At 64.3% G+C, this 25550-nt stretch carries 22 protein-coding genes; 15 read left to right on the top strand and 7 right to left on the bottom strand.

The window, feature by feature from the left end; all coding sequences use genetic code 11:
* Nucleotides 1–70 precede the first annotated feature (70 nt).
* From coaE to AC0L2X_RS17815, 4 genes are all read right to left on the bottom strand, one after another.
* The gene (gene coaE, locus AC0L2X_RS17830) at nucleotides 71–673 is read right to left on the bottom strand and encodes a dephospho-CoA kinase (RefSeq protein WP_473600108.1); all 603 of its coding nucleotides are present in this window, start codon (nucleotides 671–673) and stop codon (nucleotides 71–73) included.
* The gene (locus AC0L2X_RS17825) at nucleotides 670–1512 is read right to left on the bottom strand and encodes a shikimate dehydrogenase (protein ID WP_473553908.1); all 843 of its coding nucleotides are present in this window, start codon (nucleotides 1510–1512) and stop codon (nucleotides 670–672) included. Before AC0L2X_RS17825 ends, coaE begins: the two co-directional genes overlap by 4 nt.
* A complete protein-coding gene (locus tag AC0L2X_RS17820; protein WP_473553906.1) occupies nucleotides 1505–2104 on the bottom strand; it encodes a Maf-like protein in 600 nt (199 codons plus the stop codon). Before AC0L2X_RS17820 ends, AC0L2X_RS17825 begins: the two co-directional genes overlap by 8 nt.
* Before the next feature lie 195 nt (nucleotides 2105–2299).
* Nucleotides 2300–3118, bottom strand: coding sequence for a pyruvate, water dikinase regulatory protein (locus AC0L2X_RS17815; protein ID WP_352458816.1), 819 nt, complete (start codon nucleotides 3116–3118; stop codon nucleotides 2300–2302).
* Between the two features lie 401 nt (nucleotides 3119–3519).
* Here AC0L2X_RS17815 and hemE point away from each other — a divergent pair, with 401 nt between their 5' ends.
* From hemE to rho, 3 genes are all read left to right on the top strand, one after another.
* Nucleotides 3520–4548 carry a uroporphyrinogen decarboxylase gene (gene hemE / locus AC0L2X_RS17810; protein WP_473600107.1) on the top strand — a complete coding sequence of 343 codons (1029 nt, stop codon included), beginning with the start codon at nucleotides 3520–3522 and terminating at the stop codon, nucleotides 4546–4548.
* 2 nt (nucleotides 4549–4550) lie between these two features.
* On the top strand, nucleotides 4551–5096 hold the full coding sequence (hemJ, locus tag AC0L2X_RS17805) for a protoporphyrinogen oxidase HemJ (RefSeq protein ID WP_473600138.1): 546 nt from the start codon (nucleotides 4551–4553) through the stop codon (nucleotides 5094–5096).
* Nucleotides 5097–5262: 166 nt separating this feature from the next.
* On the top strand, nucleotides 5263–6528 hold the full coding sequence (gene rho / locus AC0L2X_RS17800) for a transcription termination factor Rho (RefSeq protein WP_023675925.1): 1266 nt from the start codon (nucleotides 5263–5265) through the stop codon (nucleotides 6526–6528).
* Nucleotides 6529–6583: 55 nt separating this feature from the next.
* Here the strand turns inward: rho and AC0L2X_RS17795 are convergent, their stop codons facing one another.
* Nucleotides 6584–8599, bottom strand: a complete 2016-nt coding sequence (locus AC0L2X_RS17795) for a thioredoxin domain-containing protein (RefSeq protein ID WP_473600106.1) — start codon at nucleotides 8597–8599, stop codon at nucleotides 6584–6586.
* A gap of 59 nt (nucleotides 8600–8658) precedes the next feature.
* Between AC0L2X_RS17795 and mnmE the strand changes: the two genes are divergently transcribed.
* The 5 genes from mnmE to AC0L2X_RS17770 all read left to right on the top strand — a co-directional run bounded on the left by mnmE (nucleotide 8659) and on the right by AC0L2X_RS17770 (nucleotide 14594).
* Nucleotides 8659–9987, top strand: a complete 1329-nt coding sequence (gene mnmE, locus AC0L2X_RS17790) for a tRNA uridine-5-carboxymethylaminomethyl(34) synthesis GTPase MnmE (RefSeq protein WP_473600105.1) — start codon at nucleotides 8659–8661, stop codon at nucleotides 9985–9987.
* Between the two features lie 329 nt (nucleotides 9988–10316).
* The gene (mnmG, locus tag AC0L2X_RS17785) at nucleotides 10317–12200 is read left to right on the top strand and encodes a tRNA uridine-5-carboxymethylaminomethyl(34) synthesis enzyme MnmG (RefSeq protein ID WP_473600104.1); all 1884 of its coding nucleotides are present in this window, start codon (nucleotides 10317–10319) and stop codon (nucleotides 12198–12200) included.
* Nucleotides 12197–12838 carry a 16S rRNA (guanine(527)-N(7))-methyltransferase RsmG gene (gene rsmG / locus AC0L2X_RS17780; RefSeq protein ID WP_473600103.1) on the top strand — a complete coding sequence of 214 codons (642 nt, stop codon included), beginning with the start codon at nucleotides 12197–12199 and terminating at the stop codon, nucleotides 12836–12838. The genes mnmG and rsmG overlap by 4 nt, the downstream gene beginning before the upstream one ends.
* Nucleotides 12839–12871: 33 nt before the next feature.
* Nucleotides 12872–13672 (top strand): ParA family protein, encoded by an 801-nt coding sequence (locus tag AC0L2X_RS17775; RefSeq protein ID WP_084642633.1) that lies wholly within the window; start codon nucleotides 12872–12874, stop codon nucleotides 13670–13672.
* A 40-nt stretch (nucleotides 13673–13712) separates the two neighbouring features.
* Nucleotides 13713–14594: a ParB/RepB/Spo0J family partition protein gene (locus AC0L2X_RS17770; RefSeq protein ID WP_473600102.1), complete on the top strand. Its 882-nt coding sequence runs from the start codon at nucleotides 13713–13715 to the stop codon at nucleotides 14592–14594.
* Between the two features lie 376 nt (nucleotides 14595–14970).
* Here the strand turns inward: AC0L2X_RS17770 and holA are convergent, their stop codons facing one another.
* Nucleotides 14971–16014 (bottom strand): DNA polymerase III subunit delta, encoded by a 1044-nt coding sequence (gene holA / locus AC0L2X_RS17765; protein ID WP_473600101.1) that lies wholly within the window; start codon nucleotides 16012–16014, stop codon nucleotides 14971–14973.
* Between the two features lie 474 nt (nucleotides 16015–16488).
* On the opposite strand from holA, the gene AC0L2X_RS17760 reads away from it, so the two are divergent.
* From AC0L2X_RS17760 to lpdA, 4 genes are all read left to right on the top strand, one after another.
* The gene (locus AC0L2X_RS17760; protein WP_473600100.1) at nucleotides 16489–17721 is read left to right on the top strand and encodes a thiamine pyrophosphate-dependent enzyme; all 1233 of its coding nucleotides are present in this window, start codon (nucleotides 16489–16491) and stop codon (nucleotides 17719–17721) included.
* A 2-nt stretch (nucleotides 17722–17723) separates the two neighbouring features.
* The gene (locus AC0L2X_RS17755; protein WP_473600099.1) at nucleotides 17724–18737 is read left to right on the top strand and encodes an alpha-ketoacid dehydrogenase subunit beta; all 1014 of its coding nucleotides are present in this window, start codon (nucleotides 17724–17726) and stop codon (nucleotides 18735–18737) included.
* Between the two features lie 10 nt (nucleotides 18738–18747).
* The gene (locus AC0L2X_RS17750) at nucleotides 18748–20139 is read left to right on the top strand and encodes a dihydrolipoamide acetyltransferase family protein (RefSeq protein ID WP_473600098.1); all 1392 of its coding nucleotides are present in this window, start codon (nucleotides 18748–18750) and stop codon (nucleotides 20137–20139) included.
* Between the two features lie 255 nt (nucleotides 20140–20394).
* Nucleotides 20395–21804, top strand: coding sequence for a dihydrolipoyl dehydrogenase (lpdA, locus tag AC0L2X_RS17745; protein ID WP_473600097.1), 1410 nt, complete (start codon nucleotides 20395–20397; stop codon nucleotides 21802–21804).
* 162 nt (nucleotides 21805–21966) lie between these two features.
* On the opposite strand, the gene AC0L2X_RS17740 is transcribed toward lpdA, so the two are convergent.
* Nucleotides 21967–23070: a saccharopine dehydrogenase family protein gene (locus tag AC0L2X_RS17740; RefSeq protein ID WP_473600096.1), complete on the bottom strand. Its 1104-nt coding sequence runs from the start codon at nucleotides 23068–23070 to the stop codon at nucleotides 21967–21969.
* A 124-nt stretch (nucleotides 23071–23194) separates the two neighbouring features.
* Between AC0L2X_RS17740 and AC0L2X_RS17735 the strand changes: the two genes are divergently transcribed.
* The 3 genes from AC0L2X_RS17735 to AC0L2X_RS17725 all read left to right on the top strand — a co-directional run bounded on the left by AC0L2X_RS17735 (nucleotide 23195) and on the right by AC0L2X_RS17725 (nucleotide 25440).
* Nucleotides 23195–23623, top strand: coding sequence for an Lrp/AsnC family transcriptional regulator (locus AC0L2X_RS17735; RefSeq protein ID WP_352566893.1), 429 nt, complete (start codon nucleotides 23195–23197; stop codon nucleotides 23621–23623).
* A 193-nt stretch (nucleotides 23624–23816) separates the two neighbouring features.
* On the top strand, nucleotides 23817–24182 hold the full coding sequence (locus tag AC0L2X_RS17730; RefSeq protein ID WP_352466543.1) for a RidA family protein: 366 nt from the start codon (nucleotides 23817–23819) through the stop codon (nucleotides 24180–24182).
* 22 nt (nucleotides 24183–24204) lie between these two features.
* Nucleotides 24205–25440, top strand: a complete 1236-nt coding sequence (locus tag AC0L2X_RS17725; RefSeq protein WP_473600095.1) for an amidohydrolase/deacetylase family metallohydrolase — start codon at nucleotides 24205–24207, stop codon at nucleotides 25438–25440.
* Nucleotides 25441–25550: the final 110 nt, after the last annotated feature.

The raw sequence follows: 25550 nt of genomic DNA, 5'->3' as shown, positions 1-25550 counted from the left end.
GTTCCGGCATAATTCTAGCCGAATCACACCCGGAACAAAATGGCAACAAGTAATGTGGGCTGCAAGCCTATTAACCAGGCCTGGCTGCCTTATCCACGACTAGTTCGGCAATGATGGCCTTGACGGCCGCGCGAGCGGCGTCAAAGCCTTGACCGGTGTCGATGACGAAGTCGGCGCGACGGCGCTTTTCGGCGTCAGGAACCTGCCTGGCCAGGATCGACGCCAGTTTCTCCTCGTTCATGCCCGGCCGCGCCAGCACGCGGGCCTGCTGGATCTCGGGCGGCGCGGTGACGACCACGACCTTGTCGACGCGGTTCCGGCCGCCGGTCTCGAACAGCAGCGGTATATCGAGCACGGCAAGCGGCGCGCCGGCGGCACGATTTTCAGCCAGGAACGCATCGGCATCGGCACGGACCAGCGGATGGATGATAGCTTCCAGCCGTTTCAGGGCGGCGCCGTCGCCGAGCACCCGCTCCGCCAGCTTTGTGCGATCGACCGCACCGGATCGGGTAGTCCCGGGAAAGGCCGCCTCGATCAAGGGCGCGGCCTTGCCGGCATAAAGCCGATGCACCGCCTCGTCGGAATCATGGACCGGCACGCCGGCTTCGGCAAACATCTTGGCCGTGGCCGACTTGCCCATGCCGATCGATCCGGTGAGGCCGAGCACGATCATTTTATCGCGCCGATATCGGCAATGATCATTTGCCGCAGTTCGGCTGTGACTTCTGGCCTGATGCCGAACCAGCGCTCGAAGCCGGGCACCGCCTGGTGCAGCAGCATGCCTAGCCCGTCGACGGTTCTCAGGCCGCGCGCTATGGCCGAGGCAAGCAGCGGCGTCTCCAGCGGCACGTAGACGATGTCAGTGACGATGGCGCGGTCCGGCAGTCTGTCCGGATCGGCGGACAGGCCATCATTGCCATGCATACCGAGGGCTGTCGTGTTGACCAGCAGGCCGGCATCCTCGAGCAATTCGCCGGTCGCCGCGATGTTGTGTGCGGAGACGCCTGCACCGAAGCGGTCGCGCAGCTCCTGCGCCCTCGCAAGCGTTCGGTTGACGATGCGGATGTCGCTGACGCCGCGTTGCCTCAGCGCATGAATAACCGCGCGAGCGGCGCCGCCGGCGCCGAGCACCACGGCGGGGCCGTTGGCCGCCCAGCCCGGTGCATACTCGTCCAGATTGGCGGCAAAGCCATGCGCATCGGTATTGCCGCCGCACAATTCGCCATCCTCGAACCAGAGTGTATTGACCGCACCGATCTGTTCGGCCGCGTCGTCGCGGCGCGCCACCAGTGCGAAGGCGGCTTCCTTGTGCGGGATGGTAACGTTGCCGCCGCGATAGCCTTGTGCCTGCAGCGTCTGCAGGAATTCGGCAAACGCTTCCGGTGCAACGTCAATGGCCTCGTAGACGCCGTCGATGCCGTATTTCGCCAGCCAGTAGCCGTGGATCTTCGGGGATCTGGAATGCGCGATCGGGTGGCCGGTGACGAAGGCTTTTTTCGAGGCCTCAGCCATCGATCGCCCCGAGCTCGCGCAGCTTGGCCAGCACCGGCAAAAGCGGCAGGCCGACAATGGTAAAATAGTCGCCTTCGATTTTTTCGAACAACTGGATGCCTTCGCCTTCGATCTGGTAGGCGCCGACGCTGGACAACGCCTTGGCGCCGACGCGCGCCAGATGGCGGCCGATGAAGGCCGGATCGAGCTTGCGCATGGTCAGGCTGGCGATGCCGACATGCCGCCACAGGACCTGGCCGTCACGGGCGAGCACGACGGCGCTGTTGAGGTGATGCGTCTTGCCGGACAGCGCCAGCAGATGACGGCGCGCCCCTTCCATGTCGGCCGGCTTGTGGAACAGCTCGTCGCCGAGCGACAGCGTCTGGTCGCAGCCGAGCACCAGGGCGCCGGGCTTGCGCTCACTGACGTCGGTGGCCTTGGCTTCGGCGAGCACCAGGGCGACGTCCTCCGGCGACACCCCGCTATTCTGCAGCGGCGCCTCGAGCGCGCGCTCATCGACAGAAGCCGGAACCGCTTCGACAGTGACGCCGGCATTGACGAGCAGCGCCTTGCGGAACGGGCTGCCCGAGGCAAGGATAATTTTTTCGGCCATTCTTTTCGCCTGCTCTTGCCTTCTCCCCTTGTGGGAGAAGGTGGATTGGCGCGCAGCGCCAAGACGGTTGAGGGGTGTTGGAAGGATCGCCGTCGGTGCCAAGCTGGAACACCCCTCATCCGACCGAGCTTCGCTCGGCCACCTTCTCCCACAAGGGGAGAAGGAAGGACCACCCACAGCGCAAGCGCCCAAACCCTAGCGCGTCTTGCCGCGCAGGGCAACGATCGCCGCCGCCGTCTCCTCGATCGAACGGCGGCTGACGTCGATCATCGGCCAGCCATGCCGCGTGCATATCTGGCGGGCATAGGTGAGCTCTTCGGCGATCGCGGCGCGGTCGACATAATCGGTCGGCTCATAGGCGCTCGTGCCGAGAATGCGGTTCTGCCGGACCTGCGAGATGCGTTCGGCGGTGGCGACCAGGCCGACGATCAGCGGCCTCCTGGCATTGACCAGGCTTTCGGGCACCGGCACGCCGAGCACGATCGGAATGTTGGCGGTCTTGATGCCGCGATTGGCGAGATAGATGCTGGTCGGCGTCTTCGAAGTGCGGGAGATGCCGACAAGCACGATATCGGCATCGTCCATATTGGCCGGCAGCTGGCCGTCATCATGCTCCATCGTGAAATTGAGCGCGTCGATACGGCGAAAATATTCAGCGTCCAGCACATGCTGGGCGCCGACGCGGCGGCCGGCCGGCGTGCCGAGATAGGACTGGAACACCGTCAGCACCGGCTCCAGCACCGAGACGCAAGGCAGGCCCATCGCCGCGCAGCGTTCGTCGATGCCACGCGCAAGCTTCTGGTCGACCACCGTGTAGAGGATGATGCCCGGCTCCTCCTCGATGTCCTCGAACACCTTCGTCACCTGCTTTTCGGTGCGGATGAGCGGGTAGATATGTTCGATGGCGCGCGCGTCCTTGTATTGCGCGGAAGCCGCGCGGCCGGCTGCCAGCAGCGTTTCGCCGGTGGCGTCGGAAATCAGGTGAAGGTGAAAGAAGCTCTGCGGTTTGTTCACAGGATACATTCCAGGCTGTGGGCCGATGTGGATAAGCCGGGCGGAAAACTCGGCCACCGCGAAGCGACTGTATCAGATGCCGGTTTGTCCACAATTCGATGTGCTGTCGGCTTCTCCGGGCGGTTGGGGACAAGTCCGGGGACGGAGCTTTTTGCCTTCGCGTCATCCACAGGGGCAATTTCCATGGCCTGGCGGCAACGCATTGACTCCAGTCGTAAATTCCCGACTTTCCACAAAGTCCTGCAATCCCATTGGAGAAGCGCGCGACAATATGCTGGCTGGTCTTTTCCAAGGCAAAGCGGGACAGGAGACAACCACCACAACCAACAGACTCTTAGAATCATAAGATTCCTAAAAATAGAATATTTAATTATAGGGAAGCCTGGAAAGGCGAGCGCTCAATGCCTCAAGACCGGATCGTGCTGGACGTGTTGAGAGGCAAGGCGGCGTTTCCGCCACCGGTCTGGATGATGCGCCAGGCCGGCCGCTACCTGCCGGAATACCGGGAGACAAGGAGACGGGCCGGATCCTTCCTCGATCTTTGCTACGACCCGGATCTCGCCGTCGAAGTGACGCTGCAGCCGATCGAACGCTTCGGCTTCGATGCATCGATCCTGTTTTCCGACATCCTTGTCGTGCCGCATGCGCTTGGCCGCGACGTGCGCTTCGAGGAAGGACGCGGCCCGCTGCTGACGCCGATCACGGCTACGGAAATTGCGGCTCTCGACGGCGAAGCGTTTCACGTGAATCTCGAGCCGGTCTACGAGACGGTGCGGCGGTTGCGCGCCAGACTGCCTGATGAAACGACGCTGATCGGCTTCTGCGGTGCGCCCTGGACGGTGGCGACCTATATGATCGCCGGCCATGGCACGCCCGACCAGTCACCGGCCAGGCTGTTCGCCTATCGCGAGCCGGCGGCCTTTCTTCGGCTGCTGAAGGTGCTCGCCGATCATTCGTCTGCCTATCTGATCCGGCAGATCGAAGCCGGCGCCGAGGTGGTGCAGATCTTCGATTCGTGGTCAGGCGTGCTCGACGAAGCGTCTTTCGAATTGTTCTGCGTCGAGCCGGTGGCCGAGATCGTCCGGCAAGTGAAGGCTGCCCATCCCAATGTTCCGATCATCGGCTTTCCCAAGGGCGCCGGAGATCACTATCGAAGCTATCGCCAGAAGACCGGCGTGACCGGGCTAGGCCTCGACTGGACCGTGCCCTTGTCGACGGCGAAGGAATTGCAGCGTGACGGCGCCGTGCAGGGCAATCTCGATCCGCTGAGGCTTGTAGCCGGCGGCAAGGCGCTTGCCGACGGCGTAGCGGCGATCCTGGAGGCGCTGGGCGACGGGCCGCTGATCTTCAACCTCGGCCACGGCATCACGCCGGAGACGCCGCTGGCGCATGTCGAGCAGATGGTCAAACTGGTGCGGGGCGCATCGTGACGATGATGGGCGCAGACAATGCGAACAGCACCAACAGCGGTCGAGGGGCGATGCGCCGCGCGGCAATTGCGATCGCCGTCTTCCTGGTGCTGGCCGGGCTGCTGTTTCTCTTCGGGCCCGATGATTTCTATCCCTGGGCGAAGGCGATCCATGTGATTGCCGTCATCTCCTGGATGGCGGGCATGCTCTATCTGCCGCGCTTGCTGGTCTATCATGCCGATGCCGAAAAAGGCTCCGTCCAGTCGGAGACTTTCAAGGTGATGGAGCGCCGCCTGCTGCGCGGCATCATCAATCCGGCAATGGTGATCACCTGGGCATTCGGCCTGTGGCTTGCCTGGAAAGGCTTTGGTTTTCAAGGCGGCTGGCTGCATGCCAAGATCGCCGCGGTGGTTGGCCTGTCGGCCGTGCATGGCTATCTCGCCGGCGCCGTCCGGAAATTTGCCGAAGACCGCAATGAAAAATCGGCAAGGCACTGGCGGATCGTCAATGAGATCCCTACATTGCTGATGATCGTCATCGTCGTCCTGGTTATCGTGAAACCGTTCTGACGTCTTCGGTTGCCCGCAAAAGGCGGCTTGCTCTTTCAACCGACCGACGATAAAAGACGGGTCTTCCTTCCCGTCATGCGCCGCCCATTTATCGCTTCGGCCGCGCCCGGCATTTGTCGCATCCCGCCGATATTTTTCCCAAAGCTTACTCAGAGTCCGTCTAATGATGCAAGAAATGAAACTCACAGAGTTCAAGAACAAGAAACCACCAGAGCTGATCGCTTATGCGGAATCGCTCGAGGTCGAGAACGCCAGCGTCATGCGCAAGCAGGAGCTGATGTTCGCGATCCTGAAGAGACTGGCGACCCAGGATATCGAGATCATCGGCGACGGCGTCGTCGAAGTGCTGCAGGACGGTTTTGGTTTCCTGCGCTCCGCCAATGCCAACTATTTGCCAGGCCCCGACGACATCTATATTTCACCGTCGCAGATCCGACGGTTCTCGCTGAAGACCGGCGATACGGTCGAAGGGCCGATCCGCAGCCCGAAAGAGGGCGAGCGCTATTTTGCGCTGCTCAAGGTCAACACGATCAATTTCGACGACCCGGAAAAAATCCGCCACAAGATCCATTTCGACAATCTGACGCCGCTTTATCCGACCTCACGGCTGAAGATGGAAATGGAGGTTCCGACCTCCAAGGACATTTCGGCACGCGTCATCGACCTGGTGGCGCCGCTCGGCAAGGGCCAGCGCGCGCTTATCGTGGCGCAGCCGCGCACCGGCAAGACGGTGCTGCTGCAGAACATCGCCCATTCGATCACCACCAACCATCCGGAATGCTACCTGATCGTGCTTCTGATCGACGAGCGGCCGGAGGAAGTCACCGACATGCAGCGCTCGGTGAAGGGCGAGGTCGTCTCCTCGACCTTCGACGAGCCGGCGGTGCGCCACGTCCAGGTTGCCGAAATGGTCATCGAGAAGGCCAAGCGCCTGGTCGAGCACGGCCGCGACGTCGTCATCCTGCTGGATTCGATCACCCGCCTCGGCCGCGCCTACAACACCGTCGTGCCGTCGTCCGGCAAGGTGCTGACCGGTGGTGTCGACGCCAACGCGCTGCAGCGGCCGAAGCGCTTCTTCGGTGCTGCCCGCAATATCGAGGAAGGCGGCTCGCTGACCATCATCGCCACGGCGCTGATCGACACCGGCAGCCGCATGGACGAGGTCATCTTCGAAGAGTTCAAGGGCACCGGCAATTCGGAAATCGTGCTCGACCGCAAGGTGGCGGACAAGCGCATCTATCCGGCCATGGACATCCTCAAATCCGGCACCCGCAAGGAGGACCTTCTGGTTCCGCGCCAGGACCTGCAGAAGATCTTCGTGCTGCGCCGCATCCTGGCGCCTATGGGAACGACCGACGCCATCGAGTTCCTCATCGACAAGCTCAAGCAGACCAAGACGAACGCGGATTTCTTCGATTCGATGAATACGTAGGGTTGCGGGTCTTCCCTTCTCCCACAAGGGGAGAAGAGAAAGGGCGCCAGGTCCATCACCGCCGCAATAACCCTTCCAGCTCATCAGCTTCAGTCACCACAGGCAGGCAGACCTGCCCGGTGCACAGCCAGGCGCCTGGCTCGGCCGTTGGCGGCAGGACGCCGCCTGGCAAGGCCGGCAGATTCGTCGCCGCGCCAACAGGCACGACGATGTCCACCCGACGAGGGTCTGGATTTCGATTCGCAACCGGAACAAGCCTTGGATTCTCCAGTCTATCCACGATCACCAGTTTCAGCGGCTCCAGCGCCAGGGCACAGGCATTGACTATTCCCGCCTGGCCGTAGCCCTGGTGCTCCGCCCGCCCACCCGCGTGCTCTGCGACCGTCCAGGCTTTCTCCCAGAGTTCGAGATCGCCCGAAAGCGACGACAATCGGACCAGGGCTTCGATGATCTGGCCGGTAGCGGAAGGAATGGCTTCGTCGACATCGCCACGGATGCGGATCGGCACATCCGCGCTGTCCGACCCGGTCAGATAGTAGCCGGTCTTGTCGCTGTCCCGGTGCCAGAGATCGAGTTGCCCAATGAATTTCCTGGCATGGGCGATGTAATCCGGACTGCCGGTCGCCTCGAACAGCGAGATGGCGGCGTTGGCCATGGCGGCATAGTCGCTCGACAGAGCCGGAAACAGCTTCTTTGCGCCGAGCATCGAATGCGGCAGGCGATTGTCACGTCCGGCGCCCGCAATGACGGCAAAGGCCGCTGCTGCCCCTTCGATCCAGTCGGATCGGCCGAGCGACCGCCCGGCCTCGGCAAGGGCTGCGATCATCAGGCCATTCCAGTCGGTCAGGGCCTTGCCGTCACGCCCTGGCCGAACGCGCTGTGCCCTCGCTGCGAGCAATTTTTCTTTCAGCGGGACGAGCTGTTGGCGGTCGATCACATTTTGCGTCTGATGGGCTTCTGTCTGGCGGATGATCGGCTTGCCTTCCCAGCCATGCGGGTCGGCAAGCGTGAAGTATTTGAAAAACAAGGCTGAATCGTCGCCGAGGGCTGCTTCGAGCTCATCCCTGCTCCAGGTGTAGAACAACCCCTCCTCGCCCCCGCTATCGGCATCGAGGCTGGCGGCAAAGGCACCGCCCTCGACCCGCATTTCGCGCAACAGCCAGGCAATCGTCTCTTCGATTCGCAGCCGGAACAATTCCTTGCCGGTTGACGCATAGGCCCAATTGCACAAGCGGATGAGCTGGGCATTGTCGTAGAGCATTTTTTCGAAATGCGGGACCAGCCATTCGGCGTCGGTCGAGTAGCGGCTGAGGCCGCCGCCAATATGGTCGTAGATGCCGCCGGCCAGCATCTTTTCGAGGCTGAGGAGAACGGCGTCGCGGTGGGAAGCGGCGCCGTCGTGCAGCCAGGAGAGCCAAAGGCTCTGCATGAACGGCGCGTTAGGGAATTTCGGCGCGCCGCGCAGGCCGCCCAAATCGCGGTCGATCATGCCGTCAATGCCGTTGGCGAGCTTTGCCAGCATGCCGCGGTCGAGCACGGCCTTGCCGTGGCTGCCCGCCAGCCGCGTCTCGACATGCGTAGTCAACCCGTCGGCACTTTGGTTAACGCTTTCTTTCTTCTCCCGCCAAGCCTTGTCTACCGCCTCCAGCACCTGGAGAAAGCCCGGCCGGCCGTAGCGGGCCTCGCGCGGAAAGTAAGTGCCGCCCCAGAACGGCTTGCCGTCCGGGGTCAGGAACATGGTCAGCGGCCAGCCGCCCTGCTCGCCCATCGAGGACAGCGCCGCCATGTAGATCTGGTCGATGTCGGGGCGCTCCTCGCGGTCGACCTTGATATTGACGAAGAGACGGTTCATGACGGCGGCGACGTCGTCGTTCTCGAAGCTCTCATGCGCCATGACGTGGCACCAATGGCACGCGGCGTAGCCGACAGAGAGCAGGATCGGGCGCTGCAGCGCCTTTGCTTCGGCCAGAGCGGCGGGCGACCATGGCCGCCAGTGCACCGGATTGCCGCTGTGCTGCTGCAGATAGGGGCTGGCCTCTTCGGCAAGCAGGTTTTGTGCAGGCAATGTCACGGCGCTACTCGATGGCGGATTGAACAGGCATAGCTAGGGCGCTTCGGCAGAGCGGGCAAATGATTTCAAAAGACTCCATCGTGGCGCTGTCGAGCGGGCGCCTGCCGGCCGGCATTGCCGTGATCCGGATTTCAGGGCCGCAGAGTCGATTCGCCATCGAAACGATCGCCGGATCAGCGGTGCCGAACCGCGTTGCCACCTATCGCAAGTTCCGGGCGCCCGACGGATCGGTGCTGGACAGCGGCCTGGTCGTCTTCTTTGCCGGTCCCGACAGTTTTACCGGCGAGGACGTTGCAGAGTTCCATGTGCATGGCGGGCGCGCGGTCGTGGCGAAGATGCTGGAAACCATCGCCTCCTTCGACGGCGTCAGGCATGCGGAGCCTGGCGAATTCACCCGCCGCGCCTTTCTCAACGGCAAGCTCGACCTGGTCGAGACCGAGGCGCTGGCCGATCTCATCAACGCCGAGACAGAGGCGCAGCGGCGCTTTGCCGTGCACAACGCCGAAGGCGTGCAGAGCGACCTCTATCTAGGCTGGCGCCGACGGCTGATCCACGCCCGCGCGATGATCGAGGCCGAGATCGACTTTGCCGACGAGGATGACGTGCCGGGCTCGGTCGCCGATACGGTCTGGTCCGATGTCCGGGCCATGATCGAGGAAATAGAGCGCCATGTCGCCGGGTTCCGCGCTGCCGAAATCATTCGCGATGGGTTCGAAGTCGTGATCCTCGGCGCACCGAATGCCGGCAAATCCAGCCTGTTCAACGCCTTGGCGCGGCGCGAAGCGGCCATCGTCACCGACGAGCCCGGCACGACACGCGACCTGCTCGAGGTGGTACTGGACCTGGAAGGGGTGCGGGTCAGGGTAACCGACACCGCCGGCCTGCGCGAGGCGCCTGGCATGATCGAGGCAATCGGCATCGAGAAGGCCAGGACCAAGGCGCACAGCGCGGATCTGCTGTTGGTGCTGGAGGACCTGGCGGATCCAATCGCGATCGGTGCGCTGCCGGGCGACATGCCGGCGCTGAGGGTCGGAACAAAAATTGACCTGTTGGGCGGCAAGTCACCGTCGCCCGCGGCGCACTATGATTTCGCTATCTCGACGCGGGACGGCACGGGTTTGGCCGAACTGCTGGACGAGATCGGTCGCCGCGCCGCAGCGCAGATCGGCCAGGCGGGCGATATCCTGCCGTCGCGGCTGCGGCACGTAGAGCTGCTCAATGAGACGAAGCGGTTCCTGGTTGCGGCAGGCATGAGGGACGAGCGCGGCCAAGAGCTGCGGGCCGAGGAACTGCGCCTGGCGGCGGATCGGCTCGGACGAATCGTCGGGGCGGTCGATGTCGAGGACATGCTCGATGTGATTTTTTCGCAGTTCTGTATTGGGAAATGACTCACGTGAAACATTTGGGAAGCAGCACACCGGCGGTGATTCACGTGAAACACGGCGCAGGAGTAGGGGTGGGTACTGTTTCACGTGAAACGATCCCGCTCGTGCGTCTCCCCTTCTGTGGGAGAAGGTGGCCGAGCGAGGCTCGGTTGGATGAGGGGCGCTCCAGCTTGGCACTCACGGCACTCCGTCCAACACCCCTCAACCGTCTTGGCGCTGCGCGCCAATCCACCTTCTCCCACAAGGGGAGAAGGAGAAGACAGCGACCTCTGTCCTTGACAGCGCGTGTCTCCGGGGACATGTGTCGGTCCACTTGAATTCGGGATTCTGAAATGACCAATCACTATGATGTGGTTGTAGTGGGCGGCGGTCATGCTGGGTGCGAGGCAGCCAGTGCCGCTGCGCGGGCTGGCGCCAGGACGGCGTTGGTGACGCTGCGCTTCGACACGATCGGCGTGATGTCCTGCAATCCGGCGATCGGCGGCCTCGGCAAGGGCCATCTGGTTCGCGAGATCGACGCCATGGACGGGCTGATGGGACGCGTCGCCGATGCGGCCGGCATCCAGTTCCGCCTGCTCAACCGCCGCAAGGGGCCGGCGGTGCGTGGTCCCCGCACGCAAGCGGACAGAAAGCTCTATCGGCTCGCCATGCAGGCGGCAATCCGCCAACAGGCCGGCCTCGATGTCATCGAAGGCGAGGTGCTGGACTTCGAAATCGATGCCGGGGAAATCGGACCCATCGCGGCGGTGCTGCTGGCGGACGGTCGCAGGCTCGCCTGCGGCGCCGTGGTGCTGACGACCGGCACTTTCTTGCGCGGGCTGATCCATATTGGCGAGAAGAAGATCGTCGCCGGCCGCATGAACGAACAGGCGAGCATCGGCCTGTCGGCGACGATGAGCCGCGCCGGCTTCAAACTTGGGCGGCTGAAGACCGGAACGCCGCCGCGGCTGGATGGCAGGACAATCGATTGGGCGTCACTGGAGAGCCAGGCGGCGGACGAAGATCCCGTGCCGTTCTCGCTGCTCACCGAGCGCATCGAAAACCCGCAGATCCATTGCGGCATTACCCGCACGACTAATGCCACGCATGAGCTGATTCGCGCCAATCTCGGCCGCTCGGCCATGTATTCGGGGTCAATCGAAGGCGTCGGGCCGCGTTACTGCCCGTCGATCGAAGACAAGATCGTCAAGTTCGGCGACCGCGAAGGCCACCAGATCTTTCTGGAGCCGGAAGGGCTGGACGACGACACGGTATACCCGAACGGCATCTCGACCTCGCTGCCGGAAGATGTGCAGCTCGACATCCTGAAGACCATTCCGGGGCTGGAGCGGGCAACCATGCTGCAGCCGGGCTATGCCATCGAGTATGACCATGTCGACCCGCGCGAGCTCAAGCCAACGCTGGAGACCAGGCGGATCGCCGGGCTTTTCCTCGCCGGCCAGATCAACGGCACCACCGGCTACGAGGAAGCCGGCGCGCAAGGGCTGCTTGCCGGCTTGAATGCAGCGCGCAAGGCGTCGGCGAGCGAGGAAATCGTGCTGAGCCGCACCGAAGCCTATATCGGCGTGATGGTCGACGATCTGACCAGCCGCGGCATCGCCGAACCGTACCGCATGTTCACCTCGCGGGCCGAGTTCCGGCTGTCGCTGCGAGCCGACAACGCCGATGAGCGGCTGACGCCGCTGGCGATAAGGCTGGGGATCGCCTCGCCGGAGCGGATGCAGCGGTTCAACAATGTTGTGCAAGGCCTTGAGAAGGCGCGACAGCTCGCCCTCGGCACCACCATGACACCCAATGAGGCGGCGCGCCATGGGCTCGAGATCAACCGGGACGGCGTCCGTCGCTCGGCCTATGAGTTGCTGGCCTATCCCGGCGTCGACATCGCCTGGCTGGCGCGCATCGAGCCGGCTTTCGCGGCGATCGACAGCAAAACGGCCGAACGTCTTGAAACGGAAGCCAAATATTCTGTCTATCTCGACCGCCAGCAGGCCGATGTTTCGCAGATCAGGCATGAGGAGAGCCGGCTTATTCCGGAGTCGCTCGACTTTGCTTCTGTTCCCGGCCTGTCGAACGAGTTGAAGCAGAAGATGCTGGCACGCCAGCCGCGCTCCATTGCCGATGCGCAACGCATGGAAGGCATGACGCCGGCGGCGCTGGCGATTATTGTCGCGCATGTGCGCAATGCCGAGGCGGCCGCGCGAAAGCAGGTCGCGTGAGCGCTGCGTCCTGGGCCAGCCTGCAAGCGGCAGCGGGCCCGGTTTCACGTGAAACATTCGATCGTCTGGTCGAGTTCGAGGCCGTCTTCCAGAAATGGAACCGCCGGATCAATCTCGCCGCGCAATCGACGCAGGACGATGTCTGGCGCCGCCACATCCTCGACAGCGCGCAGCTGGCGCGAATCAAACCAGAGGCGAAGCGCTGGGTCGATCTCGGCTCGGGCGGCGGGTTTCCCGGCCTCGTGCTGGCGTTTTTGCTTGCCGAGCGGGAAGGCGCCGGTATCGACCTGGTTGAAAGCAACCGCAAAAAAGCATCGTTCCTGCAAGCAGTCGTCGGACAGTTCAGCCTGCCCGCCAAGGTCATCGCGCGCCGCATCGACGACAGCTATCTCCTTGTTCCTGCACCGCAAATCGTCACAGCCAGGGCACTCGCCTCGCTGTCCGACTTGCTCGACCTGGCGGCACCGTGGCTGACCAAGGGGGCGCGCGGCCTGTTTCACAAAGGCCGGGATTACCGCGCCGAAGTGGCAGAAAGCGCTCAACGATGGTCTTTCGATCTGGTAGAACATGCCAGTGCAACCGATGCGCAGGGCGTCATTCTCGAAGTATCCGACTTGCGACAGCACCCTGGCTTGTGACCGGCGACCCCAATGAATTTCTGGCATAGACCCATGATGAAGAACGGCCCCCGAATCATCACCGTCGCCAACCAGAAGGGCGGCGTCGGCAAGACGACAACGGCAATCAATCTGGCCACCGCGCTGGCGGCCATAGGCGAACAGGTGCTGATCGTCGACCTCGACCCGCAGGGCAATGCCAGCACCGGGCTCGGCATCGACCGGCGCGACCGCACCGTCTCGTCCTATGATGTGCTGACCGGCGAACTCGATCTCGAAGCGGCGGCGATCCCGACGGCGGTGCCAGGCCTGTCGATCGTACCGTCGACGCTCGACTTGCTCGGTATCGAGATGGAAATCGCCTCGGCGCCGGATCGGGTTCTGCGGCTGCGCAACGCGCTGCGGGCCTCGGCCGAGCGCTCGGCCAATTTCGGCTATGTGCTGATCGATTGCCCGCCCTCGCTCAATCTGCTGACACTGAATTCGATGGCCGCGGCCGATTCGGTGCTAGTGCCGCTGCAGTGCGAGTTTTTCGCGCTGGAGGGTCTGAGCCAGCTTTTGGAGACGGTCGAGCAGGTGCGCCGCTCCATCAATCCCGACCTGACGATCCAGGGCATCGTGCTGACCATGTTCGACGGGCGCAACAATCTCGCCAACCAGGTGGTGCAGGATGTACGGGCGCATATGGGCGACAAGGTCTATGAAACCGTCATCCCGCGCAATGTCCGCGTTTCCGAGGCGCCGTCCTATGGCAAGCCGGCGATTCTCTACGACCTCAAATGCTCGGGCAGCCAGGCCTATCTGCAGCTTGCTTCGGAAGTGATCCGTCGCGAGCGCAAATTGCGGGCCGCCTGAACGATAAGCCGATTCGATACCGAAACGATCTGGACGGACGATGAACGAAGACTCTTCGAGAAAAAGACTGGGACGGGGACTAGCGGCGCTGATCGGCGAAATCGATCGCCCGGCGGCTCCGGAAAAGCCCGGGCTGGCGGCCGACGGCAAGGTGCCGATCGAGTTCCTCAGCCCCAATCCGAAAAACCCGCGCCGGCATTTTGGTGACGCCGACCTGACCGACCTCGCCCAGTCGATCCGCGAGCACGGCGTGGTGCAGCCGGTGGTGGCGCGGCCGTCGAAAACGCAGTCGGGCCGTTACGAGATCATCGCCGGCGAGCGTCGTTGGCGCGCGGCGCAACGCGCCGGGCTGACCGAAATCCCGATCATCGTACGCGACGTCAACGACCGCACGGCGCTAGAGCTGGCGATCATCGAAAACGTCCAGCGCACCGACCTCAACCCGGTCGAGGAAGCGCTGGGCTACCAGCAGCTGATCGACGACCACGGTTATACCCAGGCCGATCTCGGTCAGGTGATCGGCAAGAGCCGCAGCCATGTCGCCAATACGCTGAGACTGCTCAAGCTGCCCGACGTCATTCGCGACATGCTGGTCGACGGCGCGCTCTCGGCCGGCCACGCCCGTACCCTGGTGACGGCCGACGACCCGGCCGGGCTCGCCAAGCGGATCATCGACGAGGGGCTTTCGGTGCGCCAGGCCGAAGCTTTGGCGCAGATGCCGGTCGGCGCGCCGGCGGCAAAGCGTCAGCCTGCGCCCGCGCCGCAAAAGGATGCCGACACGCTGGCGCTGGAAAAGCTGATGACCAATACGATCGGCATGATCGTCACGATCGAGCACAACCAGCGCGGCGGCGTGATCAGCGTCGCCTATCGGACGCTGGAGCAGCTGGATGAATTGTGCCGAAGGCTAAAGCGGGAGTAGGCGGGCCGGTACCTTAGCCGGCAAACTACTCGTGAATCGGCCGCTGTCCGGGGTGTCGGCGCCGCCCTCCCCTGCCTGCCGGCATCCTCTCCCGTATAGTGACGGGGAGAGGGGCCGCTGTCATCGACGCTTCGCCAACCTCCAGCGTTGCAAGAAGGGTGCCGCGGCCGAAACTGCTAATCTCCCCCCCTCGTGGGGGAGATGCCCGGCAGGGCAGAGGGGGGCGCGAAGGAACTCCAACTTCTGCGATTTCTAGCCGAACAGAACCGGAGCACCATCTGAGAGTTTGACAACGAACCGATAGACAGGTCGGCGGGACAGCGCCCCCCTCTGTCCTGCCGGACATCTCCCCCACAAGGGGGGAGATCACGCTCTCCTACCGCTGCGCCAGCCTTGCGCTCTCCACGGCAATGCCGAGCAGCGCCTGGCGTGCCAGCGCGACCGACAGGTCCGGCCGCCGGCGTGTCTGCAGGACCGCCGTCTGCAGGCGGTTCAGTGCGCGGCCGAGCGCTTCGCTGCTCCACCGTTCGAGCGCTTTCTCCACCAGCTTGCGCCGCGAGAAAAAAACCGGCGGGCGCGCCGCGGCAACGACCGAAGCGGCATTGCGGCCGCCGGCGTCCATCTGGCCACGCATCGCCTGAATCGCCTGCAACTGCCGCATCGCCGACGACAGCACCAGGAAGGGCTGGCCGCCAGACTGGCAATGGCGGGTGAAAGCGGTGTCGAAGTCGGCGATCCTGCCTTCGAGCAGGGCGTCGACCGCCGCGTCGAAGGAGAGGCCGGAGACATCGCCAGACGTCGCCTTGACGTCGTCGAGGCCGATTTCGGGCTGGCCATGCGCATAAAGGACAAGCTTTTCGATCTCGCCGCGCGAGGCCAGCCGGTCGCCGCCGAGATTGCGGCGCAGCGCCTGGCGGGCCTCTAGTGTCATCGACATGCCGGCCTTGCGCAATTCGTCGTCGATGACCGTATCGATATCCCTGGCTTCATCGGCATAGCAAGGCAATGCCATGGCATTGTCCGCCGCCTCCACCACGGCGCGCAGGCCGACGCCCTTCTTCAGGTCGCCGGCCTCGATGAGTATGATGGCGTCCCGCGCGGGCTCGGCGGTCAGCGCCTTGACGTCGTCGGCAAGCGCCTTCTGGGCGCCGGCATTGCGCACCCAAAGCAGGCGCCGCTCGGAAAACATCGGCACGGTGCGGGCCTCGTCGAGCAGGCGGCCCTCGTCGCGATCGACCTCCGAACCGTCCAGCCTGACCACTGAGAACGGATCGTCAAGCGGCAGGCCGGTCTTGCCGGCAAAGGCCTTTGCCCGCTCGGCAACCAGCCCGCGATCGGGACCGTAAAGCAGCACGATCGAGACGCGCGGATCCGGCTTCGCGAGCCATGCATCGACCTCGTATGCCTTCTTCTGTGCCATGGGCGCTGATTAGCATGACGCGGGCGCGGGGTGAACGGAGGGATGGCGTATTGTTTCGAGACGCCAGCGGGGCAGCGCCCCCCTCTGTCCTGCCGGACATCTCCCCCTCTAGTGGGGAGATTGGCAGCTTCGCCGCCGGCCCTCTTCCTACTGCATTGGCGATTTGCGAAAGCCGAGATGAGAGCGCAATCTCCCCCCTCGAGGGGGAGATGTCCGGCAGGACAGAGGGGGGCGTGAAGGAACTCGACCGAGCGATCTTTTCCAACAGGAATTCTTCGCTCTTGCGCCAGATCGGCCCCGACCATTCGCCAAATTGCGCGCCGGCGCGGAAGATCGACAAGAAATTTCGCCGACATATCTCCATCTTGTCTGCCGCGGGCAGTAGCCAGCGGCAGACAAGCCTCGCCCGACGAATTGGCACTGGTCTGGCGGTGTGCAAATATCTTGGCCGGGCAACAGTGGAGGACCGAGATCATGGCCGATGCCGGAATGCTGCGCTTCCATGTTCCGGAACCGGAAGTGCGGCCGGGCGGGACGCCGGATTTCTCCAATGTGAGCATTCCAAAAGCTGGCTCGGTGCCGCGCCCGAAGATCGACGTCGACCCGCGCGACATCCGCGATCTGGCCTTCTCGATCATCCGCGTGCTCAACCGCGCCGGCGAGGCGGTCGGGCCGTGGGCAGGGCTGCTTTCGGACGACGAGTTGCTGGAGGGGCTGCGCCACATGGTGACGCTGCGCAGCTTCGATGCACGCATGCAGATGGCGCAGCGCCAGGGCAAGACCTCTTTCTACATGCAGCATCTCGGCGAAGAGGCGGTGAGCTGCGCCTTCCGCAAGGCGCTGTCGCGGGGCGACATGAACTTTCCGACCTATCGGCAGGCCGGCCTGCTCATCGCCGACGGCTACCCCATGGTCACGATGATGAACCAGATCTATTCGAACGAGGCCGATCCGCTGAAAGGGCGGCAATTGCCGATCATGTATTCGTCAAAGGAGCACGGCTTCTTCTCGATCTCCGGCAATCTGGCGACGCAGTATATCCAGGCGGTCGGCTGGGCGATGGCCTCGGCGATAAGCAACGATTCAAAGATCGCCGCCGCATGGATCGGCGACGGCTCGACCGCCGAATCCGATTTCCATTCGGCGCTGGTCTTCGCCTCGACCTACAAGGCCCCGGTCGTGCTCAACGTCGTCAACAACCAGTGGGCGATCTCGACCTTCCAGGGCATCGCCCGCGGCGGCTCCGGCACTTTTGCCGCCCGCGGCCTCGGTTTCGGCATCCCGTCGTTGCGAGTCGACGGCAACGACTATCTCGCCGTCCATGCGGTGGCCAAATGGGCGGCGGAACGGGCGCGCAGCAATCTCGGGCCGACGCTGGTCGAATACGTCACCTACCGCGTCGGCGCCCATTCGAGCTCCGACGACCCGTCGGCTTACCGGCCGAAGGCAGAGTCCGATGCCTGGCCGCTCGGCGACCCGATCGTCAGGCTGAAGAACCATCTCATCCAGCGCGGCGTCTGGTCGGACGAACGCCACGCCCAGGCCGAGGCGGAAATCCTCGACACGGTGATTTCGGCGCAGCGGGAGGCCGAGCGCCACGGCACGCTGCATGCCGGCGGCAAGCCCTCGGCACGCGACATGTTCGAGGGCGTCTATGCCGAGATGCCGCCGCATCTCAGGCGCCAGCGCCAACAGGCAGGGGTCTGACCATGCCGCGGCGGACCATGATCGAGGCGATCCGCGACGCCATGGACGTGTCGATGGCGCGCGACGAACGCGTCATCGTATTTGGCGAGGATGTCGGCTTCTTCGGCGGCGTCTTCCGCTGCACCCAGGGCCTGCAGGCGAAATACGGCAAGAGCCGCTGCTTCGATGCGCCGATCAGCGAATCCGGCATTGTCGGCGCGGCCATCGGCATGGCCGCCTACGGGCTGAAGCCTTGCGTCGAGGTGCAGTTTGCCGACTATGTTTATCCGGCCTATGACCAGATCGTCTCGGAAGCGGCGCGGCTGCGCTACCGGTCGAACGGTGATTTCACCTGCCCGATCGTCGTGAGAATGCCGACCGGCGGCGGTATCTTCGGCGGCCAGACCCACAGCCAGAGCCCGGAGGCGCTGTTCACCCACGTCTCCGGCCTGAAGGTCGTGGTTCCGTCCAATCCGCACGACGCCAAGGGCCTGCTGATCGCGGCGATCGAGGATCCCGACCCGGTGATCTTCCTGGAGCCGAAGCGGCTCTACAATGGCCCCTTCGACGGTCATCACGAGCGGCCGGTAACGCCATGGTCGAAACATGAGCTCGGCGAAGTCGCCGATGGCCATTACACGGTGCCGCTCGGCAAGGCGGTGATCCGGCGGCCTGGTGCTGCGGTCACCGTGCTTGCCTATGGCACGATGGTCTATGTCGCCCAGGCGGCGGTCGAGGAGACCGGCATCGATGCCGAGATCATCGATCTGAGGACGCTGCTGCCGCTGGATCTCGAGACGATCGTCGCCTCAGTCAACAAGACCGGGCGCTGCGTGATCGTGCATGAGGCGACGCTGACATCCGGCTTCGGCGCCGAACTTTCGGCGCTGGTTCAGGAGAACTGCTTCTACCATCTCGAAGCGCCGGTGGCGCGGGTCACCGGCTGGGACACGCCCTATCCGCATGCGCAGGAGTGGGACTATTTTCCCGGTCCTGCCCGGCTAGGCCGCGCGCTCGTCGAAACGATGGAAGCCTGAAGGGGGAACGATGGGCGAATATGTCATCAAGCTGCCCGATGTCGGCGAAGGCGTCGCCGAGGCCGAGCTCGTCGAATGGCAGGTCAAGGTCGGCGATCTGGTGCGCGAGGATGCCGTGCTTGCCGCTGTCATGACCGACAAGGCGACGGTCGAGATTCCTTCACCCGTCGATGGCGAGATCCTTTGGCTGGGTGCCGAGATCGGCGACACGGTGGCGATCGGCTCGCCGATCGTCAGGCTGAAGGTGGCGGGCGAAGGTAACGTGAAGGATGCGGCGGCGCAGGCCGCTGAGGCCGGCGCCAAGAGTACCCCCACCCCGAACCCCTCCCCACAAGGGGGAGGGGGACGTGCCTCGGCTCCCAAGGTCGAAGCCAATCCCACCGCACCATCACCCAGAAAAGTTTCAACGCATGAGGGTGGAAGCACGGCGTCGGAATCCCCCTCCCTCCTGTGGGGAGGGGTTAGAGGTGGGGGTACTGCCGCCGTTGGGGGTGCTGCGCCGACCTTCGGCGCGCCGCGCCCCGAGGGCGAAAAGCCGCTGGCCTCGCCGGCCGTACGCCTCAGGGCGAAAGAGGCCGGCGTCGACCTTCGGCAGGTTCCGGGAACCGGCCCGGCCGGCCGCATCCGGCACGAGGACATCGACGCCTTCCTGGCACGCGGCCCGCAGCTTGCGAAGGTCCCTGGCCTCGCCCGCAACGAGACGATCGAGGACATCAAGATAGTCGGGCTCAGGCGAAAGATCGCCGAGAAGATGACGCTGGCCAAGTCGCGCATCCCGCATATCACCTATGTCGAGGAGATCGACGTCACCGCGCTCGAGGATCTGCGCGCCGCGCTCAACAAGGAGAAGCGGCCGGGCGCGGACCGGCCGAAGCTGACGCTGCTGCCGTTCCTGATGCGGGCGATGGTCAAGGCAATTGCCGACCAGCCCAATGTCAACGCGCTGTTCGACGACGAAGCCGGTATCGTCCACCAGCATGGCGGCATCCATATCGGCATCGCCGCGCAGACGCCTTCGGGGCTGATGGTGCCGGTGGTAAGACACGCCGAGGCGCGTGATATCTGGGACTGTGCAGCCGAGGTTGTCAGGCTGGCCGAGGCGGCAAAATCCGGCACGGCGACGCGCGACGAGCTCTCGGGATCGACCATCACCATCACCTCGCTCGGCGCCATGGGCGGCGTGGCGACGACGCCGGTGATCAATCATCCGGAAGTGGCGATCGTCGGCGTCAACAAGATGATGGTGCGGCCGGTATGGGACGGCAACCAGTTCATCCCGCGCAAGATGATGAACCTGTCCTCCAGCTTCGACCACCGCGTCGTCGACGGCTGGGACGCGGCGGTGTTTATTCAGCGGATCAAGGCGCTGCTGGAGACGCCGGCGCTGATTTTTGTGGACTGAGGAGATGCGGTTGATCGCGAAGCACGAGGAGAGTCGTCGGAAGATGCCGGCGTTGGGATGCGGCCTTCCCCTTCTCCCCTTGTGGGAGAAGGTGGATCGGCGCGATAGCGCCGAGACGGATGAGGGGTGTTCCAGGGAACGCCAACGTCTCACTCCGCTGGAACACCCCTCATCCGTCGCCTTCGGCGACACCTTCTCCCACAAGGGGAGAAGGGGGAGCCGCGCTGCGGCCATCGCCCAAAGGATGCAGCTGACATGAAGGAAATCTCCTGCAAGCTGCTGGTCATCGGTGCCGGTCCGGGCGGCTATGTCTGCGCCATCCGCGCCGGGCAGCTTGGCATCGACACGGTGATCGTCGAGGCCGGCAAGCCCGGCGGCACGTGCCTCAATGTCGGCTGCATCCCGTCCAAGGCGCTGATCCATGCGGCCGAAGAGTTCGAGAAGCTCTCGCACATGGCCGGCGGCAAAAGCCCGCTCGGCATTGCGATCGCCGCACCGTCGCTTGATCTCGCGGCGACCATTGCATGGAAAGACGGCATCGTTAGCCGGCTGAACAACGGTGTCGCCGGCCTGCTGAAGAAAGCGGGCGTGAAGACAGTGCATGGCTGGGCGACATTTCGCGATGGCAAGACCGTTGCCGTCGAGACCGAGATCGGCATGCAGGTGATCCGCGCCGAAACAGTGGTGATCGCAACCGGCTCGGCGCCGGTCGAGCTGCCATTGCTGCCGTTCGGCGGGCCGGTGATCTCTTCGACAGAAGCATTGGCACTGAGCGAAGTGCCGAAAAAGCTGGCGGTGGTCGGCGGCGGCTATATCGGGCTGGAACTCGGCATCGCCTTTGCCAAGCTGGGCGCCAAGGTGACCGTGGTCGAGGCGTTGCCGCGCTTGCTGGCGCAATATGATGCGGAACTGACCCGGCCGGTGGTGAAGCGGCTGGGCGAACTCGGCATCGAGGTGCTCGTGAACGCCAAGGCCAAGGGGCTGTCCACCAAGCGCGACGTGCTGCTGGTCGAGACGAATGGCGGCAAGAACGGCAAGATCGCTGCCGACAAGGTCCTGGTCACGGTCGGTCGCAAGCCGGTGACCGAAGGCTGGGGGTTGGAGCAGATCGACCTCGACATGGCGGGCAAAGATGGGGCCGGACCCTTCATCCGCATCGACGACCAGTGCCGCAGCTCGATGCGCGGTATCTTTGCCATTGGCGACGTCACCGGCGAGCCGATGCTGGCGCACCGGGCGATGGCGCAGGGTGAAATGGTCGCCGAGATCGTCGCCGGCCACAAGCGCAGCTGGGACAGACGAGCGATCCCGGCTGTCTGTTTCACCGATCCGGAGCTGGTCACCGCGGGCCTGTCGCCGGAGGAGGCCAAGGCCCGTGGCGAAATCAAGGTCGGACTGTTTCCCTTCACCGCCAATGGCCGGGCGATGACGAAGTTGGGCGAGGACGGATTCGTCCGGGTCGTTGCCCGCGCCGACAACCATCTGGTGCTCGGCATCCAGGCCGTCGGCCAGGGCGTGTCGGAACTGTCGACGGCCTTTGGGCTGGCGCTGGAGATGGGCGCAACTTTGGAGGATATCGCGGGAACGATCCATGCCCATCCGACACAGGGCGAGGGTTTTCAGGAAGCGGCGCTGAAGGCGCTGGGGCATCCGCTGCATGTCTGAGGGCAGGTGATCTCCCCCCTTGAGGGGGAGATGGCCGGCAGGCCAGAGGGGGTCGGTTCGACTGGATGCGACGTCCCTTGCGACAGATGAGGTGCTCTACGCGAGGCGACCCCCTCTGTCGCCTTCGGCGACATCTCCCTCTCAAGGGGGGGATTACGCAGCTCACCCCGCAAGCCGGCTAACCATCTCGTGCTGCGCATAGGCGCGGCCGAAGCGGTTGGCCAGAAACGCGTCGAGCGCGATGTCCTCCTGCTTGATGAAACCTCTTGCCGGCAAGGTGCCGTCGGCGAGCATGTCGAGCACGGCGCAGATGGCGGACGCTGTGGTGACCTGGATGGCGCTGCGCACCGTTTCGCCGTCGCGCCTGGCGTAGATCTTGTTGGCGTAGGTCTCCTGCAGCAGGCGGCCGTTCTTGCGGCCGCTGACGGTGACGAAGACGATAACCACGTCCTGCAGCGTTGCCGGCAGGGCGCTTTCAAAAATATCCTTCAGCACGTCGCGGCGGTGGCGCAGGCCGAGGTCGTTGAGCAGCGCCTTCATGATCGCGGCGTGGCCGGGGTAGCGGATGGTGCGGTAGTTCAGCGTGCGCACTCTACCCTTCAGCGTTTCGGCCAGCGTGCCCAGCCCGCCCGACGTGTTGAACGCCTCATAGGTGACGCCGTCGAGCGAGAACTCCTCGCGCTCCTCGAGCGGCGGCACCTCGATCAGCTCGCCTTCGACAATCGCCTCGCAAGGCTCGCAATATTCGTTGATGACGCCGTCGGTGCTCCAGGTCAGATTGTAGTTCAGCGCGTTCGACGGGTATTGCGGCAGCGCGCCGACCCGCATGCGCACGCTTTCCAGCGTGTCGAAGCGGCTGGCGAGATCGTTAGCGACGATCGAGATGAAGCCCGGCGCCAGGCCGCATTGCGGGATGAAGGCGCTGTTGCCGGAGCGCGCCAGTTCCTTGACCCGCCTGGTGCTGACGACGTCCTCGGTCAGATCGAGATAATGCACGCCCGCACTCGCCGCCGCCTCGGCGATGCGCGTGGTCAAATGGAAGGGCGCAGCGCTGAGCACCGCGAACTTGCCGGCCAAGGCGGCTTCGAGGGTACCGGCGGCTTCGATGTCGAGTTCCAGCGTCTGGACTGTTTCAGGCAGTTCGGCCGCGCCGAGCTGCGCCGCCGAGCGGTCGACGAGCGTGACACGGTAGTCGCCCGTGAAAGCCAGCATCTCGGCAATGGTCGAGCCGATCTTGCCGGCGCCGACGACAATGATTTCCTTCATGACCGGTCCCTCGCACCAACGTTAAATTTGATGGCTAGAATCGCAGCTTGCCTGTCGAAAAGAAGCGTGAGATTGTACGAAACGCAGCGTCTCTTTGCGCAATGTGCCGCTAAGGTTCGTCGAAATGCTCAGCGATGCCGACCAGGCTCTGCTTTCCCTGCTGCGCACCAATGCGCGCGCCTCGACGGCCGAACTGGCGCGGCGGCTCGGCGTCTCGCGAACGACGGTGCAGAGCCGGATCGAGCGGCTGGAACAGCGCGGCATCATCACCGGCTACGGCGTCAGGCTGTCGCCGGATTACGAACAGGGGCTGGTCAGGGCGCATGTCTTGCTCACCGTCACCCCCAAGCTTGCCGACAAGGTGGTGCGCAGCCTGCAGGCGCTGGCACCGGTTCGCACGCTGCACTCGGTCAGCGGCAATTTCGACATGATCGTCATCGTCGAGGCGCCGTCGATAAGGGATCTCGACACGCTTCTCGACCAGATCGGCGCCATGGACGGGGTCGAGCGCACGTCGTCGTCGATCATCCTGTCGACGCGGATCGACCGCTGAGCCGGCTGGTGTCGCGGGTCCGGACGCTGGCAGGGCAGAAGGGGGCGCGAAGGATCACCAAGGGCGGTGATCGTTCTGGCGTTACCGCAGCAAAGCGATATAGGCTTTCAAAACGTGGATCGATGGCGTGCAGCCGCCCCCTATCTCTCGCAGCATCGCGCGTTCACCCAAAGAACCTAGACAGGAGGCCTTCTTGCCAAAGCAGTGTTTTGGAAAATCCCATGTACCGTTGTCTCCGGCGGTCAGAGCCGGCGATTTCGTCTATGTCTCAGGCCAGGTGCCGGTCGGCAGCGACGGGCTGGTGGTCAAGGGCGGCATCGCCGAACAGACCGAGCAGGTGCTGTCGAACGTCAAGGGGGCACTGGCGCTGGCCGGCTGTACGCTCGACGACGTGGTCAAGACGACGGTCTGGCTGGAGGACGCGCGCGATTTCGGCATTTTCAACACCGTCTATGCCCGGCATTTCCCGAAAGACCCGCCGGCGCGCACGACAGTGGAGTCGCGGCTGATGATCGACATCAAGATCGAGGTCGAGGCAGTTGCCTACAGGCCGGCCTGACGGGCAAGCGGAGACAGGCGCGATGCAATTCGATCTGCTGATAAAAGGCGGCCGCCTCATCGATCCGGCGTCCGGCCTCGACGCACAACGCGATCTGGCGATTGCCGACAGTCGTATCGCCGCGATCGACGCCGAAATCCCCTTCGAACGTGCCGCCCGCGTCATCGACGCCACGGGCTCCATCGTCGCGCCGGGCCTGATCGACCTGCACAGCCATGTCTATTGGGGCGGCACCTCGCTCGGCGTCGATGCCGACCGGCTCGCCGCAAAGAGTGGCACCACCACCTTCATCGATGCCGGAAGTGCCGGCGCCGGCAATTTCCTCGGCTTTCGCCGCCACGTCATCGAGCGCTCGAAGGTCCGCATCCTGGCCTATGTGAACATTTCCTTTGCCGGCATTTTCGGCTTCTCGCAGACCGTGGCGGTTGGCGAGTGCAGCGACCTGAGGCTCTGCGAACCGCGCGAAACGATGGCGGCGGCGCGCGAGCACGCGGACGTGGTTGTCGGCGTCAAGGTCCGCTCCGGTCGTCACGCCGGCGGCAGCAGCGGCATCGCGCCGGTCGATCTCGCGCTCGAAGCCGCCGACAAGGCCGGCCTGCCGCTGATGGCGCATATAGACGAGCCGCCGCCCGGCCGCTCGGAAGTGCTGCCGCGGCTACGCAAGGGCGACATCCTCACCCACTGCTTCCGGCCGTTTCCCAACGCGCCGGTCTTCGCCTCGGGGGCGGTGCGGCCGGACATGCGGCTGGCGCGCGAGCGCGGCGTCATCTTCGATATCGGCCACGGCATGGGCTCGTTCGATTTCGAAGTGGCCAAGGCGATGCTGAGCGAAGGGCTGGCGCCGGACGTGATCAGCAGCGACGTGCATCTCTACTGCGTCGACGGGCCGGCCTTCGACATCCTGGTCTGCATGTCGAAACTGCTGGCGCTCGGCATGCCGCTGGTCGAGGTGCTGCGCGCCGCGACACAGCGGCCGGCCGAAGCGATCGCCAGGCCCGATCTCGGCAGGCTTGCGGTTGGTGCGGTTGGCGACATCGCGGTGCTGCGGCTGCGTCCGGGGCGCTTCACCTTTGTCGATTCGGTCGGCGCCTCGCTGATCGCCGAGCAAAGGCTGGTCTCGGACGGCATCGTGGTCGGCGGCAGTTGGTGGCCGAACGAGGCGGTGGACGATCTCGGCGAAACCGAGCGCTTCGAAGCGCATGCGCACGCCACGCATGTCGATGTTGTGGCCAGGCATTTCGGGCATCGGCACGATTGAGGTCAATGTGGCTCCCCCTTCTCCCCTTGTGGGAGAAGGTGTCGCCGAAGGCGACGGATGAGGGGTGTTCCAGCTTGGCACCGACGGCACTCCGGCCAGCACCCCTCATC

The sequence above is a fragment of the Mesorhizobium sp. WSM4828 genome, from assembly GCF_055811175.1.
The sequence above is the reverse complement of the archived record's forward strand: the minus strand, read 5'-3'. Positions and strand labels throughout refer to the sequence as shown.